This window comes from Paracoccus sp. MC1854 (assembly GCF_014164635.1).
Taxonomy (GTDB): Bacteria; Pseudomonadota; Alphaproteobacteria; order Rhodobacterales; family Rhodobacteraceae; genus Paracoccus.
In genome coordinates this window covers 15,572-32,644 of the sequence record NZ_JACJFU010000017.1, presented here as the reverse complement: position 1 = coordinate 32,644, position 17,073 = coordinate 15,572, and the positions used below count along the sequence as shown (strand labels likewise).

The following is a 17,073-nucleotide window of genomic DNA, read 5'->3' as shown; positions in this document are numbered from 1 at the left end:
TTGATGCGGGCGCTCATCACGGGATTGATCGCGGCAGCCGGCATGGCCGGGCTGACCGGCTGCGCGGCCCAGACAGAAAGCCAGAACCTGGTTGCGCCGGGCGCTGTGGCACAGGCCGGGGCCGAACGCGGCAAGGCCCAGCCCAGGCTCGGGCTGGCGCGGGTTTCGACCAAGTCGGGCGAGATCCTGATCCTCGAGCCTGACGGCTCGGTCACGCCCGTCGCGCTGGACAGCCCGGCAGGCCGCGACGCCTTCGAGGTCACGGAAGCCGATCTGGCCGCGCTGGAGGTCAATCTGGGGCTTGACCTGTCGGCGGCCGACATCGCCGGCTTTGATGTCGTGGCGCCGGAACGCCGCCGGATGCCGACCGCCCAGCAGAAGGCGCTGGAGGAATTCGCCGCCCGCACCCGCCCGGCGCTGCCTGACTTCCCCGAGGGCTTCAAGGCGGAGCCTGCGAATTTCATCGCCGTCCGGGTCGATCCCGTGCAGGGCGACCGCAAGAACGAGCTTGTCGAGGTGACGGCGAACCTTGCGGCCGGTGTGGACCCCGAGGTTGCTTTCGCCTATGCCACCTGCGCGCTGGCCGGCTGGGCCAAGACGCAGGGCAAGGACTACGGCCGGCATATCCGCACGCTGCAGAACCAGCGGAACGGCAAGCTGATGACCGGCTCGGTCTTCACCCTGTCGGACAAGAAGCCCATGGGGCTGCGCGTGATGGAAACCGACCAGACCTTGCGAAGCTGCAAGGACCGCGGCATTCCCGCCGCTTGACGAGGGGAAAACGAACACATGACTGAATTCTGGGCATCCCCCCTCGGCTACACGGTCATCCTGCTGGCGCAGGGTCTGGCGCTGATCGCCTTCGTGATGCTGTCGCTGGTCTGGCTGGTTTACGGCGACCGCAAGATCTGGGCCGCCGTGCAGTTGCGGCGCGGCCCGAACGTGGTCGGCCCCTGGGGCCTGCTGCAGACCTTCGCCGACGCGATCAAATACGTCCTCAAGGAGATCGTCGTCCCGTCGGGTGCGGACAAGTTCGTCTTCTTCCTCGCCCCGTTCCTGTCGATGATGCTGGCGCTGTTCGCCTTCGTGGCGATTCCTTTCGCGCCCGGCTGGGTGATGGCCGACCTCAACGTCGGCATCCTGTTCATCTTCGCCATCAGCTCGCTGCATGTGTATGGCGTCATCATGGGCGGCTGGGCCTCGAACTCGAAATACCCCTTCCTCGCCTCGCTGCGATCGGCGGCGCAGATGATCTCCTACGAGGTCAGCATGGGCCTCATCATCATCGGCGTCATCATCTCGGCAGGGTCGATGAACCTGTCGGCGATCGTCGAAAGCCAGCGGAGCGGCTGGGGGATGCTGAGCTGGTACTGGCTGCCGCATCTGCCGATGATGGTGCTGTTCTTCATCAGCGCCCTGGCCGAAACGAACCGTCCGCCCTTTGATCTGGCCGAGGCGGAATCCGAACTGGTCGCCGGCCACATGGTCGAATATTCCTCGACCCCCTACCTGCTGTTCATGGCGGGCGAATACATCTCGATCTGGCTGATGTGCGCGCTGATGTCGCTGCTGTTCTTCGGCGGCTGGCTGTCGCCGATCCCCGGCCTGCCCGATGGCGCGCTGTGGATGTTCCTGAAGATGGTATTCTGGTTCTTCATGATCGCCATGGTGAAGGCGATGGTACCGCGCTATCGCTATGACCAGTTGATGCGGATCGGCTGGAAGGTGTTCCTGCCCCTGTCGCTGGGCTGGGTCGTGCTGATCGCCTTCCTCGCCCGCTTCCAGGCGCTGGACGGCTTCTGGGCCCGCTGGGATCATCTGGTGCCGATCGGCCAGACCATTGTCGGAGGATAAGCCTTGATCACGAATGAAATCGCGGTTGCCCTGCGCGACGCCACGGAAAACGACAAGGCCGAGTTCGCCCAGTTCCTGCTGGACGCGCTGGCACCGCACGGGATCACGCCGGACGGCTCGGTCAAGCGCATCCTGGTGGGCGCGATGGACCGCTATGCCGCCCCGGAGGGCGGCGTGGAAGCAGTCGGAGAAACCCTGTAATGGCCGTCGATTTCGTCCGCGCGACCAAGTATTTTTTCATGTGGGACTTCATCAAGGGCTTCGGCCTTGCGATGAAATACTTCTTCGCGCCCAAGCCCACGATCAACTATCCGCATGAAAAGGGCCCGCTGTCGCCGCGCTTCCGGGGCGAGCACGCCCTGCGCCGCTATCCCAACGGCGAGGAACGCTGCATCGCCTGCAAGCTTTGCGAGGCGATCTGCCCGGCGCAGGCCATCACCATCGACGCCGAGCCGCGCGAGGACGGCTCGCGCCGGACCACGCGCTATGACATCGACATGACCAAGTGCATCTACTGCGGCTTCTGCCAGGAAGCCTGCCCGGTCGATGCCATCGTCGAGACGCCGAATTTTGAATTCGCCACGGAAACGCGCGAAGAACTGTTCTACGACAAGGCCAAGCTGCTCGCCAACGGCGAGCGGTGGGAGGCCGAGGTCGCCCGCAACCTTCAACTGGATGCGCCCTACAGATGAGCGACGGTTTCACCAAGCTGTTCCAGCAGATGCTGCAGTCCGGGCAGGAGATGGCGCAGGCCTTCAATCCTGCGCTGGAAAAATTCGACCCCCGCGCCTTTGAAAAGATGTTCCCCACCATGTCCGCCGACATGATGGAGATGTGGTTCGGCCGCACCTTCAACCGCGAGGGGCTGGACGCCAAGACCCGCCTGCTGCTGACCATCGGCGCGCTGACCGTGCAAGGCGCGATGGCCGAGCCGCAGTTGCGGCTTGCCGTGCGCCACGCCCGGGAATCCGGCGCCACCAAGCGCGAGATCGCCGAAACGATCTGGCAGATGAGCATGTTCGGCGGCTTGCCGGCGATGCAGAAGGCGCTGGAACTGGCGCAGTCGGTCTTTGCCGAGGAGGACGACGCGTCATGATGGCTTTCGCCTTCTACCTTTTCGCGATCTCCGTCTGCATCGCCGGCTTCATGGTGGTGATCTCGCGCAACCCGGTCCATTCGGTGCTGTGGCTGATCCTCGCCTTCCTGTCCTCGGCGGGGCTGTTCGTCCTGCAGGGGGCCGAGTTCGTGGCGATGCTGCTGATCATCGTCTATGTGGGCGCGGTCGCGGTGCTGTTCCTCTTCGTGGTGATGATGCTCGACATCGACTTCGCCGCGCTGAAAGGGGAACTGGCGCGCTATCTGCCGCTGGCGCTGCTGATGGGGCTGGTCGTGCTGGCGCAACTGGGTATCGCCTTCGGGGCCTGGGAAAGCGCCGCCACGGCCGAGGGCGCTCGGATCGCGCCCATCGTGGAAAACACGCTGAACACCCATGCGCTTGGCGGCATCCTTTATGACCGCTACCTGCTGCCCTTCCAGTTGGCCGGGCTGATCCTGCTGGTGGCCATGATCGGGGCCATCCTGCTGACCCTGCGCCACCGCCGCGACATCAAGCGTCAGGACGTGCTGCAGCAGATGTGGCGCGACCCGGCCAAGGCGATGCGGATGACCAATCCCAGGCCGGGGCAGGGCTTGCAATAAGACGTCCGCCTGCATCCCCGATGCAGGCGGCGGATTTCGCGGCTCGCGTCTGTTCACTCGCGGCGGCGTGATCTAAACAGCGGCGCAAGAGAGTCGCGCGCAAGAAGACCGGACCACGAACCGGAAGGGACGAAGGCAGATGATCGGACTGACACATTATCTTGTCGTGGGGGCGATCCTGTTCGTCACCGGCGTGTTCGGCATCTTCGTGAACCGCAAGAACGTCATCGTCATCCTGATGTCGATCGAACTGATCCTGCTGTCGGCGAACATCAACTTCGTCGCCTTTTCGGCGCATCTGGGCGATCTCGCGGGGCAAGTCTTCACCATGTTCGTGCTGACCGTCGCCGCGGCCGAGGCGGCCATCGGCCTTGCCATCCTCGTGGTGTTCTTCCGCAACCGCGGCACCATCGAGGTCGAAGACGTCAACGTGATGAAGGGCTGAGGCAGTTCATGGAAAAGTTCATCCTCCTTGCCCCCCTGATTGCCTCGGTCATCGCCGGCTTCGGCTGGCGGGTGATCTCGGAAAAGGGCGCGCAGGTCCTGACGACAGGCGTGCTGTTCCTTGCCGCCCTGTTCAGCTGGATCATCTTCCTCGGCTTCGACGGCCAGCCATATTCGATCCACATGATGGACTGGATCGTCTCGGGCGATTTCGCCGCCACCTGGACCATCCGCATCGACCGGCTGACCGCGATCATGCTGATCGTGGTGACGACCGTCTCGGCGCTCGTGCACCTGTATTCGATCGGCTACATGGCCCATGACGACAACTGGACCGAGGACGAGCCTTACCGCGCCCGCTTCTTCGCCTATCTGTCCTTCTTCACCTTCGCCATGCTGGCGCTGGTGACGGCCGACAACCTGCTGCAGATGTTCTTCGGGTGGGAGGGCGTGGGCCTCGCCTCGTACCTGCTGATCGGCTTCTACTACAAGAAACCCAGCGCGAATGCGGCGGCGATGAAGGCTTTCATCGTCAACCGCGTGGGCGACTTCGGTTTCCTGCTGGGGATCTTCGGGCTGTGGTGGCTGACCGGCTCGGTCCGCTTCGACGAGATCTTCGCGCAGGTGCCGACCATCGCCACGACCGAGGTGCCGTTCCTCTGGACCACCTGGAACGCCGCCAACCTGCTGGGCGTGCTGCTGTTCATCGGCGCGATGGGGAAATCGGCGCAGCTTGGCCTGCACACCTGGCTGCCGGACGCGATGGAGGGGCCGACGCCGGTGTCCGCCCTGATCCACGCCGCGACCATGGTGACGGCGGGCGTGTTCCTGGTCTGCCGGATGTCGCCGCTCTATGAATTCGCGCCCGAGGCCAAGCAGTTCATCGTCTTCATCGGCGCGGCCACCGCCTTCTTCGCGGCGACCGTGGGCCTCGTGCAGAACGACATCAAGCGCGTGATCGCCTATTCGACCTGCTCGCAGCTGGGCTACATGTTCGTGGCGGCGGGCGTCGGCGTCTATTCGGTCGCCATGTTCCACCTGTTCACCCATGCCTTCTTCAAGGCGATGCTGTTCCTCGGCGCCGGTTCGGTCATCCACGCGATGCACCATGAACAGGACATGCGGAACTACGGCGGCTTGCGAAAGAAGCTGCCTTGGACCTTCGGAGCGATGCTGATCGGAACGCTGGCCATCACCGGCGTCGGGATTCCCCTGACCACGATCGGTTTTGCCGGCTTCCTGTCCAAGGACGCGGTGATCGAAAGCGCCTATGCCTCGGGCGAGGCTTACGCCTTCTGGCTGCTGGTCATCGCCGCCTGCTTCACCAGCTTCTATTCCTGGCGGCTGATGTTCCTGACCTTCTGGGGCCAGCCGCGCCCGCAGCAGGTCTGGGACCCCGAGATCAAGGCCGAGGAGGAGGTCCAGCCTTCGCCCGCCCACGCCCATGTCCACGACGCGCATCATCACCACGATCCCATGCACGCGCATGAGCATGCCCATGAAAGCCCGCCCGTCATGCTGGTGCCGCTGGGCGTGCTGGCGGTCGGCGCGGTCTTCGCTGGGATGGTCTGGTATGGCCCCTTCTTCGGCGACCATGACCGCGTGACGCAGTTTTTCCACATGCCGCATCATGCGGCGGGTGCCGAGCATGCCAGCGCCGATCCCGCCGACCACGTGGCGGCGCCGGGCGAGGCTGCGGCCCCGACGGCTCCGGCCGAAGTGGCGGCCGACCATGCCGCCGTCGACCCGGCGACGGGGGCCACCAACCCGGAGAGCGCGCCCGCTGATGGCGAGGTTGCGGTGGTCGCCGCCCCGGTCGGAGGCGCGATCTACATGCACCCCGACAACCATGTGATGGACGAAGCGCACCATTCGCCGGTCTGGGTGAAGGTCTCGCCCTTCATCGCCATGCTGATCGGCCTCGGGCTGGCTTACGCGATGTATATCCGCAACCCCGCCGCCCCCGCGCGGCTGGCCGCGACGCAGCGGCCGCTCTACCGCTTCCTGCTGAACAAGTGGTATTTCGACGAGCTGTACGACTGGGTCTTTGTCCGTCCCGCGCAATGGATCGGCCGGGCGCTGTGGAAGGGCGGCGACCAGCGCACAATCGACGGCACGATCAACGGCATCGCCATGGGCCTGATCCCGCGCCTGACCCGTTTCGCCGGCCGCGTTCAGTCCGGCTATCTCTTCCACTACGCCTTCGGGATGGTGCTGGGCCTTGTTGCCCTGCTGCTCTGGGTGACGGCGCGGAGCATGAGCTGACATGACGACCTATCCGCTTCTTTCGATCATCACCTTCCTGCCGATCGTCGCGGGCCTGATCCTGGCGCTGTTCCTGCGCGGCAATGACGAGGCTGCGGGGCGCAATGCCAAGTGGCTGGCGCTGGTCGCAACTGTCGCGACCTTCGCGGTCTCCTGCGTGGTGATGGCTGGCTTTGACCCGCAGAACACCGGCTTCCAGTTCGTCGAGGACCAGCCCTGGATCATGGGGCTGCGCTACAAGCTGGGCGTGGACGGCATCTCGATCCTCTTCGTGATGCTGACGACCTTCCTGATGCCGCTGGTGATCCTGTCTACCTGGACCATGACGGACCGCGCCAAGGACTACATGATCGCCTTCCTGGTGCTGGAAGGGCTGATGATCGGCGTCTTCGTGGCGCTGGATCTGGTGCTGTTCTACCTGTTCTTCGAGGCCGGGCTGATCCCGATGTTCCTGATCATCGGGATCTGGGGCGGCCGCGACCGCATCTACGCGGCCTTCAAGTTCTTCCTGTATACCTTCCTCGGCTCGGTGCTGATGCTGGTCGCGATGATCGTGATGTACCGTGTCTCGGGCACCACCGACATTCCGACGCTGCTGGGCTTCGACTTCCCGTCCGAGCCGATGCGGGTTCTGGGCATCTCGGTCGCAACGGGAATGCAGATGCTGCTGTTCCTGTGCTTCCTCGCCTCTTTTGCAGTGAAGCTGCCGATGTGGCCGGTCCACACCTGGCTGCCCGACGCCCACGTGCAGGCGCCGACGGCCGCTTCGGTCCTGCTGGCGGCGGTGCTGCTGAAGATGGGTGGCTACGGCTTCCTGCGCTTCAGCCTGCCGATGTTCCCGGAGGCTTCCAACGCCGCGCAGCCGTTCATCTTCTGGCTGTCAGCCATTGCCATCGTCTACACCAGTCTCGTGGCGCTGGCGCAATCCGACATGAAGAAGCTGATCGCCTATTCCTCGGTCGCCCACATGGGCTATGTGACGCTCGGCACCTTTGCCGCGAACCAGCAGGGCGTCGATGGCGCGATCTTCCAGATGCTGTCGCATGGCTTCATCTCGGGTGCGCTGTTCCTGCTGGTCGGCGTCATCTACGATCGGATGCACACGCGAGAGATCGACGCCTATGGCGGGCTGGTGAACCGGATGCCGCTTTACGCGCTGATCTTCCTGTTCTTCACCATGGCGAACGTGGGACTTCCCGGCACCTCGGGCTTTGTTGGCGAGTTCCTGACGCTGCTGGGAACCTTCCACGTCAACACCTGGGTGGCGGTCGTCGCGACCTCGGGCGTGATCCTGTCGGCGGGTTATGCGCTGTGGCTCTACCGCCGCGTGACGCTTGGCGCACTGGTGAAGGAGAGCCTGCGGACCATGGGCGACATGACCCCGCGCGAGCGCTGGATCTTCGTGCCGCTGATCGCGATGACGATCCTGCTGGGCGTGTATCCGCGCGTCGTGACCGACATCACCGGCCCCTCGGTGGCCGCGCTATTGAACGACTATCACGCCAGCCTGCCTGCCGCCGACGACACGACGCAAGTCGCCGTCGCGCCCGTGGCCGGACAGTAAGGGGCACCCGCCATGACGTCTCTCGACTTTAACATCCTCATGCCCGAGGCGGCGCTGGCCCTGTTCTCGTTGGTGGCGCTGATGTTCGGTGCCTTCTTCGGCAAGGACCGGACCGCCGTGCCGGTGCTGTGGCTGTCGGTCATCGCCATGCTGGCCGCCGCCTTTGCCCTCGGTTGGGGCGGGCGCACGGACTCGCAGGCCTTCTTTGGGATGTTCATCGACGACGCATTCGCGCGCTTCGCCAAGGTGGTCATGCTGCTGGGCGCCGCCGCCGTGCTGGCGATGAGTGCATCTTACCTGGCCCGCAACGGGCTGATGCGGTTCGAGTTGCCGATCCTGGTGGTCCTGGCGGTCATTGGCATGATGGTCATGGTCTCGGCGGGCGACCTGCTGACGCTTTACATGGGGCTCGAACTGCAGTCGCTGGCGCTTTACGTCGTGGCGGCTCTGCGGCGCGAAAGCGCGCGGTCGTCCGAGGCGGGGCTGAAGTATTTCGTCCTCGGCTCGCTCAGCTCGGGGATGCTGCTTTACGGGGCGGCGCTGGTTTATGGCTATTCGGGGACGACCAACCTTGCCGGTATCATGCAGGCAGTGGGCGGCGAGCGGCTGTCGCTGGGTCTGCTGTTCGGTCTGGTGTTCCTGCTGGTTGGCCTTGCCTTCAAGGTCTCGGCGGTTCCCTTCCACATGTGGACGCCGGACGTGTATGAGGGCTCGCCCACGCCGGTGACGGCCTTCTTCGCGACCGCGCCCAAGGTTGCGGCGATGGCTCTGATCGCGCGGCTGATGTGGGGCGCCTTCGGCAGCGTGCCGGGGGAATGGACGCAGGTGCTGGCGGTCATGGCGGTGCTGTCGATGTTCCTCGGTTCCATCGCCGGGATCGGACAGCGCGACATCAAGCGGCTGATGGCCTATTCCTCGATCGCCCATGTGGGCTTTGCGCTGATCGGCCTGGCGGCGGGCACCGTCTATGGCGTGCAGACCATGCTGATCTACATGGCGATCTATGTGGTGATGAACGTTGGCACCTTTGCCTTCATCCTGTCGATGGAACGCGACGGCCGTCCCGTCACCGCCATCGACGACCTGAACCTGCTGGCGCGGTCCGAGCCGCTGAAGGCGCTGGCTATGGCCGTGCTGCTGTTCAGCCTGACGGGCGTTCCGCCGATGCTGGGCTTCTTCGCCAAGTTCGGCGTGCTCAAGGCGGCGGTGGACGCAAACATGGGCTGGCTGGCGTTGCTGGGCGTCATCGCCTCGGTGATCGGCGCCTATTATTACCTGCGGATGGTCTATTACATCTACTTCGGCAGCGCGCGCGAGGTGCCGGTGGAAACCCGCATGGGCGGCGTGCAGTGGCTGGCGCTGATGGGCTCGGCCGCGGTGATGATCCTTGGCGCCTTCACCATGCTGGGCACCGAGGCTGCGGCAGAACGTGCGGCGGCCTCGCTGGTGACGGCGAATGTGGCGGTGGCGGACCCGGTCGCCGTCGCGACTGCCGCCGTTGACTGAGCCGCCCCGTCCGGTGGCCTGGCCCGAGGGCGTGGCGCGCCACGTCCTTGCGCGGACCGAAAGCACCAATGCCGAGGCATTGCGCCTCGCCCCCGGCCTGAGCGGTCCGGCCTGGATCATGACCCGGCAGCAGACGGCAGGGCGGGGTCGTCGCGGACGAAGCTGGTCGATGCCCGAGGGCAATTTCGCGGCAACGCTGGCGATGCGGCCGCAGGGCTCTCCCTCCGATGTGTCGCTTTACAGCTTTGTTGCCGCCCTGGCGCTGCATGAAGCGCTGACGGCTGTATGCGGCCCCACAACCCGGCTGGCGATCAAGTGGCCGAACGACGTGCTGCTGAATGGCGGCAAGGTCGCCGGAATCCTTCTGGAAAGCGCGGGGCAGGGCGGGGCGGTCTCGGCGCTGGCCGTCGGCATCGGCGTCAACCTTGCCGCTGCACCGGAACCGGAGGCCATCGAGGCGGGTGCGGTTCACCCGGTCTCGGTGCTGGGTGAAACCGGTCATGCCGTCAGCCCGGATGATTTCCTAGACCTGCTCGCGCCAGCCTTCGACCGCTGGCAGCGGCAGTTGATGACCTGGGGCTTCGCCCCCATCCGCACCGCATGGACCGCCCGCGCGGCCCGGCTGGGCGAGACCATCACCGCGCGCACCGGCAATGCCATCCGCACCGGCCGCTTCGAGGGTATCGACGAGACCGGCGCGCTGGTTCTGACCACCGCCGCCGGGCGCGAGGTCATCCCCGCCGCCGACGTCTTCTTCCACGAGGTTGCCTGATGCTTCTGTGCATCGACACCGGTAACACCAACACGCTGTTCTCGATCTGGGATGGCGAGCGGTTCATCAGCCATTGGCGCATCGCCACCGACCACCGCCGCACCGCCGACGAATATTTCGTCTGGCTGCGCTCGCTGATGTCGCTGAGCCGGCTGGAGGTCGAGGTGGATGCCTGCATCATCAGCTCGACCGTGCCGCGGGTGGTCTTCAACCTGCGCGTCCTCTGCAACCGCTATTTCGACACAAGGCCGCTGGTCGTGGGCAAGCCCGACTGCCTGCTGCCCGCGCCGCCGCGTGTCGATCCCGGCACCGTCGTCGGCCCTGACCGGATCGTGAACACCTGGGCGGCCTTCGACCGCTATGGCCCCGACCTCGTGGTGGTCGATTTCGGCACCGCCACGACCTTCGACGTGGTGGACACGGACGGCGCCTATGTCGGCGGTGTGATCTCTCCGGGCGTGAACCTGTCGCTTGAGGCGCTGCACATGGGCGCAGCCTCGCTGCCGCATGTCGATGTCACCAGGCCCCAGCAGGTCATCGGCACCAACACCGTAGAATGCATCCAGTCCGGTGTCTTCTGGGGCTATGCGGGCCTTGTGCGCGAGATCTGCGCCCGCATCGCCGTCGAGCGTGGCCGTCCGATGAAGATCATTGCAACCGGGGGGCTTGCCGCGCTGTTCGACCAGATCGAGGATCTGTTCGACACCTGGGACGACGATCTGACCATGCACGGGCTGCGGCTCATCAACGACTACAACAAGGAGATGGGCAATGTCTGAGCGCCTGATCTATCTGCCGCTGGGCGGCGCGGGCGAAATCGGCATGAACGCCTATGTCTACGGCTATGGCCAGCCGGGACGGGAACGCCTGATCCTCGTGGACCTGGGCGTGACCTTCGGCGACATGGACAGCGCGCCGGGGATCGACCTGATCATGCCCGATGTCCGCTGGCTGGAGGACAACCGCGACCGGCTTGAGGCGATCTTCATCACCCACGGGCACGAGGATCACGTCGGCGCGCTCGGCCTCTTGTGGAACCGCCTGCGCGCCCCGGTCTATGCCCGCCGCTTCACCGGCACGCTCGCCCGCATGAAGATGGAGGAAGCGGGCCAGCCCATCGACAAGCTGCGCATCGTCGAGCCGCGACCCGAGATGGTCGAGGCCGGTCCCTTCCGCGTCCAGTTCGTCCCCGTGAGCCACTCGATCCCCGAAAGCGCGGCCCTCATCATCGACACGCCCGCGGGCCGTATTGTCCATTCCGGCGATTTCAAGCTGGACGGCACCCCCGTGGTGGGCGAGGCCTTCGACCCCATCAAGTGGCACGAGATCGCGGGCGAGACCCCGATAACCGCGCTGATGTGCGATTCGACCAATGTCTTCAGCACCCACCCCGGCCGGTCCGAGGCCGTGCTGGCCAATCCGCTGCTCGACTGGGTGGTGGCGCAGAAGCAGATGGTGGTGGCGACGACCTTCGCCTCGAACGTGGCGCGGCTGAAGACGCTGGCCAATGCCGGTACGGCCGCGGGCCGCCGGATCTGCCTGCTCGGCCGCGCAATGCGCAAGATGACGACGGCTGCGGTCGAAACGGGCATCCTGCGTGACTTCCCCGCCGTGATCGGCCCCGAGGAAGCCGCCGACCTGCCCCGCAACAAGGTGCTGCTGATCGTCACCGGCAGCCAGGGCGAACGCCGCGCCGCATCGATGCAGCTCTCGATGGGCAAGTATCTGGGCCTGCAGCTGAAAGAGGGTGACAGTTTCCTTTTTTCCAGCCGGACCATCCCCGGGAACGAGCGCCCTGTTGGCCGCATCCAGAACAACCTCAGCCGTCTGGGGGTGAATGTGTTCGATGCCGACTCGGGCCTTTACCACGTCTCGGGCCATGCCAACCGCCCGGATCTCGAGGCGGTGCATGATCTGCTCAAGCCGCGCATCGTCATCCCCATGCATGGCGAGCACATGCACCTGCGGGAACATGCGAAGCTCGCCCGCGCCAAGGGGCTGATCTCGGAAATCGTGACCAACGGGACGATGATCGACCTTGCGGGCGACAAGCCACGCGTCGTGGACCAGATCGAGACCGGCCGCATCTACCTCGACGGCAATGTCCTGATCGGGGCGATGGACGGCGTGGTGCGCGACCGCATCCGCATGGCGCTGAACGGCCATGCGACGGTCTCGGTGATCGTGGACGAGAACGACGAGGTCCTGCCCGACGCCTGGGTCGAGACAATGGGCCTGCCGGCACAGGGCCGCGCCGGGGTGCCGCTGGCCGACCGCATCGAAAGCGAATTGGCCGAGTATCTCGACCGCGTGGACGATGCGACGGTGATGAACGACCGCAAGCTCGACGAGGGCATCCGCCGCATCACCCGCCAGGTCTCGATGGAGGAGATCGGCAAGAAGCCCGAGGTCAAGGTCATCATCAGCCGCCTCGCCGCCGACTGAGCGCAGGGCGCCGCAGCCGGGCGCCCTGACCTTCTTCTTCGGAAAAATATCCCGGGGGCGCACGAAGTGCGGCGGGGGCAGCGCCCCCGTCCGACCTTGCCGCTTGACCTTCCGCTGCCGCCTTGGCATCGCCCCCGCATGACCGAGTTCGACCCCACCCCCACGCACCGCAACTTCTATGGCCGCCGCCACGGCAAGACCCTGCGGCAGAGCCAGAAGGGCTACCTGTCCGAAGACCTTGGCACCTTGCGCCCGCGCGGGATCACCGTTGCGGACAACCCCGACCGTGCGCCCATCGACCCTGCCGCGATCTTCGGGGACGGCCGTCCCGTCTGGCTGGAAATCGGCTTCGGCGGCGGCGAGCACATGGTCGCCATGGCAGCCCGTTACCGCGAGATCGGCATCATCGGCTGCGAGCCCTTCATCAACGGCGTGGCCATGCTGCTGGGCAAGATCCGTGCGGCGGGCGTGACGAATGTCAGCGTCCATCCGGGCGATGCGCGCGACCTGATGGACGTGCTGCCGGACGGCGCGATCAGCAAGGCCTTCCTCAACTACCCCGATCCCTGGCCGAAAGCGCGCCACCATCGCCGGCGCTTCGTCACGCCCGAGCACCTGATCCCGCTGCACCGCATCATGGCCCCCGGCGCCGAGTTCCGTGTCGCGACCGACATCCCCGACTACATGCGCCAGACGCTGGAGGAAGTGCCGAAGGCCGGCTTCACCCTGGTCCACGACGGGCCGAAGGCCTGGGATGACTGGCACTCCACCCGCTATGAGCAGAAGGCCTTGCGCGAGGGCCGGGTGCCGCATTACGCGACCTTCCGGCGTTGACGCCCCGGGCCTCGGGTCCGGGATATTTTCAGACGGATGATGGCAGGGCCGCGCGCCCCGCGCTAAGGTCTCGCCCGAATGAAGGAGAGCCCCATGTCGCACAGCGCCGCACCCCTGCCCATGTCCGCCCGCCGATCGGACCCGCTGCGTGGCGAGGCGCTTGTGCCCGGCGACAAGTCGGTCAGCCACCGGGCGTTGATTCTCGCTGCGCTGACGGTAGGCGAGACGCGCATCACCGGCCTGCTGGAAGGGCAGGACGTGCTGGATACCGCGAAGGCCATGCAGGCATTCGGCGCCGACGTGCAGCGTGTGGGCGAGGGCACGTGGATCGTCCACGGCGTCGGCGTCGGCGGCTTTGCCGAGCCCGAGGGCGTGATCGACTGCGGCAACTCGGGGACCGGCGTTCGCCTCATCATGGGCGCGATGGCGACCACGCCCATCACCGCGATCTTCACCGGCGACCCGAGCCTGTCGCGCCGCCCCATGCGGCGGATCACCGACCCGCTGGAGCTTTTCGGCGCGCAGGTCACGGCACGCGAGGGCGGGCTGCTGCCGCTGACGATCCGGGGCGCGGCTGACCCGCTGCCGGTGCTTTACCGCACGCCGGTCGCCAGCGCCCAGATCAAGTCCGCGGTGCTGCTGGCGGGCCTCAACGCGCCGGGGCAGACAGTGGTGATCGAATCCGAACCCACGCGCGACCACACCGAGCGGATGCTTGCTGGCTTCGGCGCAACCGTCACGACCGAAGTGACCGATGAGGGCCGCGTCATCACCCTGACCGGCCGCCCCGAACTGCACCCCTGCACGGTGGCGGTGCCGCGCGACCCGTCCTCCGCCGCCTTCCCGGTGGCGGCGGCGTTGATCGTGCCGGGGTCCGAGATCCGCGTGCCCGGTGTCAGCCGCAACCCGACGCGGGACGGGCTTTATGTAACGCTGGAGGACATGGGTGCCGACCTGACTTGGGAAAACCAGCGCGAGGAAGGCGGCGAGCCGGTCGCCGACCTGATCGTGCGCCACGGCCCCTTGCGCGGCGTGACCGTTCCGGCCGAGCGCGCGGCCAGCATGATCGACGAGTTCCCGATCCTGTCCGTCTTGGCGGTCTTTGCGGAAGGGACGACCGTGATGAACGGCGTGGCGGAACTGCGCGTGAAGGAAAGCGACCGGATCGACGCCATGGCGCGGGGGCTTGAGGCGAACGGAGCGCGCCTTGAGGAAACTCGCGACAGCCTGACGGTCCACGGGACCGGCGGTCTGAGCGGCGGGGCCATCTGCGCCACGCATCTTGACCATCGTATCGCCATGTCCTTTCTGGTGGCAGGGCTTGCCTCGGACCAGCCGATCAGCGTGGATGACGCCGGGCCGATCGCGACGAGCTTCCCCGATTTCGTGCCGCTGATGACTCGCCTGGGCGCTCGGATCGGCTGAGACGCGGAGGGTTTGCGGTGATCGCAGCGCTCTCTCTTGCGAGAGGCGCGGCGATGCCACAGCTCTTCTGACCCGGCAGGAAGTGCTGGAATGGCGCTTTACCTGCCTTTGTCGTCGCGATCACGACCCGTGGCTCCCGCTACTTGGCAAAGGCGCAGCCTCATGACTGCGCCCCTTGGCGGAAGGATCGTCAGGCCCGACCAGCGGTCGCCTGTCCGGTCGCTTTCAGTGCCTCGCGGATCTCGTCCAGAACTGCCGGATCGTCGATGGTGGCGGGCATCTTGAACTCTTCGCCATCCGCGATCTTGGCCATGGTCGCGCGCAGGATCTTGCCCGAACGGGTCTTGGGCAGACGGTCCACGACGACCGTGTCCTTGAAGGCGGCGACAGGGCCGATGCGGTCGCGGACCATCTTCACCACCTCGCGCCCGATCTGTTCGGGGGTCGTGTCCACGCCCTTCTTGAGGCAGAGGAACCCCAGAGGCGTCTGGCCCTTGAGCGCATCCGCCACCCCGATAACCGCGCATTCGGCGACGGCAGGATGCGAAGACAGCACCTCCTCCATCGCGCCGGTCGAAAGCCGGTGGCCCGCGACGTTGATGACGTCGTCGGTGCGGGCCATGATGTAAAGGTATCCGTCCTCATCGATGTAGCCGGCATCGCCGGTCTCGTAATAGCCGGGGAAGGCGGTCAGGTAGGACTTGCGGAAGCGGTCCTCGGCGTTCCACAGCGTCGGCAGCGTGCCGGGGGGCAGGGGAAGTTTGATCGTGACCGCGCCCAGCGTGCCGGGTGGCACGGGATGGCCCGCCTCGTCCAGGATCTGCACCTCATAGCCGGGCATGGGCACCGAGGGACTGCCGTGCTTGACCGGCAGCACCTCGATCCCGAATGGGTTGGCGGCGATGGCCCAGCCGGTTTCCGTCTGCCACCAGTGGTCGATCACCGGCACGTTGAGGTTCTGTTCCACCCATTGCACCGTGTCGGGGTCGGCCCGCTCGCCCGCGAGGAACACCGCCTTCAGCGACTTGAGGCTGTAGTCGCGGATATAGACGCAGGCCGGGTCCTCGCGCTTGACGGCGCGGATGGCGGTCGGCGCGGTGAAGAAGACCTTGACCTTGTGGTTCTGGATGATGCGGCCGAAGATTCCGGGGTCGGGGGTGCCGACGGGCTTGCCCTCGAAGACGATGGTGGTCGCGCCCGCCAGCAGCGGGGCGTAGCAGATGTAGCTGTGGCCCACGACCCAGCCCACGTCGGACGCGGCCCAGAAGACATCGCCCGCATCGATGCCGTAGATGTTCTTCATCGTCCAGTTCAGCGCGACGATGTGGCCCGCCGTGTGACGCACCACGCCCTTGGGTTGGCCGGTCGTGCCCGAGGTATACAGGATATAGTGCGGGTGGTTGCCTTCGACCGGGACGCACTCGGCAGGTTCGACGCCATACTGGAAGCTGTGCCAGGCGAAGTCGCGGTCCTCGATCAGTTCCGCGACCTCCTGTTCGCGCTGGAAGATCACGCAGAACTCGGGTTTGTGCTTCGCTTCCTCGATGGCGCGGTCCAGCAGCGGCTTGTAATGGACGACGCGGCCGGGTTCCAACCCGCAGGACGCCGCGATGATCGCCTTGGGGGTGCAGTCGTCGATGCGGACGGCCAGCTCATGCGCGGCAAAGCCGCCGAAGACGACGGAATGGATGGCGCCGAGGCGCGAGCAGGCCAGCATCGCCTCGATCGCCTCGGGGACCATCGGCATATAGATGATGACGCGGTCCCCCTTCTGCACGCCCTTGTCGCGCAGGGCGCCGGCAAGACGCGCCACGCGGTCGCGCAGATCGCGGTAGGTGATGCCACGATAAGAATGGGTGATCGGGCTGTCGTGGATCACGGCAAGCTGATCGCCGCGCCCGGCCTCGACATGGCGGTCCACGGCGTTCCAGCAGGCGTTGACCTTCGCATCGGCGAACCACTCGCCGGCCGGACCCTGGTCGAAATAGGCGCGGCTGGGCGGTTCGATCCAGTCGATGCCCTTGGCGGCCTCCATCCAGAAGCCTTCGGGATCGGTCTTCCACGCGCTGTAGATGTCCTGATAACCCATGCCCGTCTCTCCCCCTTACGTCCTGTTCCTGTCCTAGAGGCGAGGGGGCAGGCAAATCAACAATATTGCCCGGAACACCTCGCCGATGTGGCGGAATGTCCCGGCAGGCGGCTTTGGCATTTGCAAAGCGATGAAATACCTTGCGATCTGACGGGCAAGAATTGCGGGTCTTTGCAA

Annotated in this window: 16 protein-coding genes; 15 read left to right on the top strand and 1 reads right to left on the bottom strand. The window is 65.9% G+C overall.

Features of this window, described 5'->3' with window-relative positions:
* The first annotated feature begins 3 nt into the window (after positions 1-3).
* From H5395_RS12725 to aroA, 15 genes are all read left to right on the top strand, one after another.
* Complete coding sequence (locus H5395_RS12725) at positions 4-771, top strand: hypothetical protein (protein ID WP_182792955.1); 768 nt, start codon at positions 4-6, stop codon at positions 769-771.
* An 18-nt stretch (positions 772-789) separates the two neighbouring features.
* Positions 790-1,854 (top strand): NADH-quinone oxidoreductase subunit NuoH, encoded by a 1,065-nt coding sequence (gene nuoH, locus H5395_RS12720; protein ID WP_182792954.1) that lies wholly within the window; start codon positions 790-792, stop codon positions 1,852-1,854.
* A gap of 3 nt (positions 1,855-1,857) precedes the next feature.
* On the top strand, positions 1,858-2,055 hold the full coding sequence (locus tag H5395_RS12715) for a hypothetical protein (protein WP_182792953.1): 198 nt from the start codon (positions 1,858-1,860) through the stop codon (positions 2,053-2,055).
* The gene (gene nuoI / locus H5395_RS12710; RefSeq protein WP_182792952.1) at positions 2,055-2,546 is read left to right on the top strand and encodes an NADH-quinone oxidoreductase subunit NuoI; all 492 of its coding nucleotides are present in this window, start codon (positions 2,055-2,057) and stop codon (positions 2,544-2,546) included. The genes H5395_RS12715 and nuoI overlap by 1 nt, the downstream gene beginning before the upstream one ends.
* The gene (locus H5395_RS12705) at positions 2,543-2,950 is read left to right on the top strand and encodes a carboxymuconolactone decarboxylase family protein (RefSeq protein ID WP_182792951.1); all 408 of its coding nucleotides are present in this window, start codon (positions 2,543-2,545) and stop codon (positions 2,948-2,950) included. The genes nuoI and H5395_RS12705 overlap by 4 nt, the downstream gene beginning before the upstream one ends.
* On the top strand, positions 2,947-3,552 hold the full coding sequence (locus tag H5395_RS12700; protein WP_182792950.1) for an NADH-quinone oxidoreductase subunit J: 606 nt from the start codon (positions 2,947-2,949) through the stop codon (positions 3,550-3,552). The genes H5395_RS12705 and H5395_RS12700 overlap by 4 nt, the downstream gene beginning before the upstream one ends.
* 139 nt (positions 3,553-3,691) lie before the next feature.
* On the top strand, positions 3,692-3,997 hold the full coding sequence (gene nuoK, locus H5395_RS12695) for an NADH-quinone oxidoreductase subunit NuoK (RefSeq protein ID WP_182792949.1): 306 nt from the start codon (positions 3,692-3,694) through the stop codon (positions 3,995-3,997).
* An 8-nt stretch (positions 3,998-4,005) separates the two neighbouring features.
* Positions 4,006-6,261 carry an NADH-quinone oxidoreductase subunit L gene (nuoL, locus tag H5395_RS12690; RefSeq protein WP_182792948.1) on the top strand — a complete coding sequence of 752 codons (2,256 nt, stop codon included), beginning with the start codon at positions 4,006-4,008 and terminating at the stop codon, positions 6,259-6,261.
* Position 6,262: 1 nt separating this feature from the next.
* Positions 6,263-7,825, top strand: a complete 1,563-nt coding sequence (locus tag H5395_RS12685) for an NADH-quinone oxidoreductase subunit M (RefSeq protein ID WP_182792947.1) — start codon at positions 6,263-6,265, stop codon at positions 7,823-7,825.
* 12 nt (positions 7,826-7,837) lie between these two features.
* The gene (nuoN, locus tag H5395_RS12680; protein WP_182792946.1) at positions 7,838-9,331 is read left to right on the top strand and encodes an NADH-quinone oxidoreductase subunit NuoN; all 1,494 of its coding nucleotides are present in this window, start codon (positions 7,838-7,840) and stop codon (positions 9,329-9,331) included.
* The gene (locus tag H5395_RS12675) at positions 9,324-10,103 is read left to right on the top strand and encodes a biotin--[acetyl-CoA-carboxylase] ligase (protein WP_234450845.1); all 780 of its coding nucleotides are present in this window, start codon (positions 9,324-9,326) and stop codon (positions 10,101-10,103) included. Before nuoN ends, H5395_RS12675 begins: the two co-directional genes overlap by 8 nt.
* On the top strand, positions 10,103-10,882 hold the full coding sequence (locus tag H5395_RS12670; RefSeq protein WP_182792944.1) for a type III pantothenate kinase: 780 nt from the start codon (positions 10,103-10,105) through the stop codon (positions 10,880-10,882). The genes H5395_RS12675 and H5395_RS12670 overlap by 1 nt, the downstream gene beginning before the upstream one ends.
* Positions 10,875-12,548, top strand: a complete 1,674-nt coding sequence (locus H5395_RS12665) for a ribonuclease J (RefSeq protein ID WP_182792943.1) — start codon at positions 10,875-10,877, stop codon at positions 12,546-12,548. The genes H5395_RS12670 and H5395_RS12665 overlap by 8 nt, the downstream gene beginning before the upstream one ends.
* A 138-nt stretch (positions 12,549-12,686) precedes the next feature.
* Complete coding sequence (locus H5395_RS12660) at positions 12,687-13,382, top strand: tRNA (guanosine(46)-N(7))-methyltransferase TrmB (RefSeq protein ID WP_182792942.1); 696 nt, start codon at positions 12,687-12,689, stop codon at positions 13,380-13,382.
* A gap of 93 nt (positions 13,383-13,475) precedes the next feature.
* Positions 13,476-14,807, top strand: coding sequence for a 3-phosphoshikimate 1-carboxyvinyltransferase (gene aroA, locus H5395_RS12655; protein ID WP_182792941.1), 1,332 nt, complete (start codon positions 13,476-13,478; stop codon positions 14,805-14,807).
* A 190-nt stretch (positions 14,808-14,997) separates the two neighbouring features.
* On the opposite strand, the gene H5395_RS12650 is transcribed toward aroA, so the two are convergent.
* Positions 14,998-16,896, bottom strand: a complete 1,899-nt coding sequence (locus tag H5395_RS12650; RefSeq protein ID WP_182792940.1) for a propionyl-CoA synthetase — start codon at positions 16,894-16,896, stop codon at positions 14,998-15,000.
* Positions 16,897-17,073: the final 177 nt, after the last annotated feature.

Excerpts from the sequence above, each read along its gene's own strand:
- H5395_RS12725 (WP_182792955.1), top strand. The coding sequence starts at position 4 with ATGCGGGCGCTCATCACGGGATTGATCGCGGCAGCCGGCATGGCCGGG.
- nuoH (WP_182792954.1), top strand. The coding sequence starts at position 790 with ATGACTGAATTCTGGGCATCCCCCCTCGGCTACACGGTCATCCTGCTG.
- nuoI (WP_182792952.1), top strand. The coding sequence starts at position 2,055 with ATGGCCGTCGATTTCGTCCGCGCGACCAAGTATTTTTTCATGTGGGAC.
- H5395_RS12705 (WP_182792951.1), top strand. The coding sequence starts at position 2,543 with ATGAGCGACGGTTTCACCAAGCTGTTCCAGCAGATGCTGCAGTCCGGG.
- H5395_RS12700 (WP_182792950.1), top strand. The coding sequence starts at position 2,947 with ATGATGGCTTTCGCCTTCTACCTTTTCGCGATCTCCGTCTGCATCGCC.
- nuoK (WP_182792949.1), top strand. The coding sequence starts at position 3,692 with ATGATCGGACTGACACATTATCTTGTCGTGGGGGCGATCCTGTTCGTC.
- nuoL (WP_182792948.1), top strand. The coding sequence starts at position 4,006 with ATGGAAAAGTTCATCCTCCTTGCCCCCCTGATTGCCTCGGTCATCGCC.
- H5395_RS12685 (WP_182792947.1), top strand. The coding sequence starts at position 6,263 with ATGACGACCTATCCGCTTCTTTCGATCATCACCTTCCTGCCGATCGTC.
- nuoN (WP_182792946.1), top strand. The coding sequence starts at position 7,838 with ATGACGTCTCTCGACTTTAACATCCTCATGCCCGAGGCGGCGCTGGCC.
- H5395_RS12670 (WP_182792944.1), top strand. The coding sequence starts at position 10,103 with ATGCTTCTGTGCATCGACACCGGTAACACCAACACGCTGTTCTCGATC.
- H5395_RS12665 (WP_182792943.1), top strand. The coding sequence starts at position 10,875 with ATGTCTGAGCGCCTGATCTATCTGCCGCTGGGCGGCGCGGGCGAAATC.
- H5395_RS12660 (WP_182792942.1), top strand. The coding sequence starts at position 12,687 with ATGACCGAGTTCGACCCCACCCCCACGCACCGCAACTTCTATGGCCGC.
- aroA (WP_182792941.1), top strand. The coding sequence starts at position 13,476 with ATGTCGCACAGCGCCGCACCCCTGCCCATGTCCGCCCGCCGATCGGAC.
- H5395_RS12650 (WP_182792940.1), bottom strand. The coding sequence starts at position 16,896 with ATGGGTTATCAGGACATCTACAGCGCGTGGAAGACCGATCCCGAAGGC.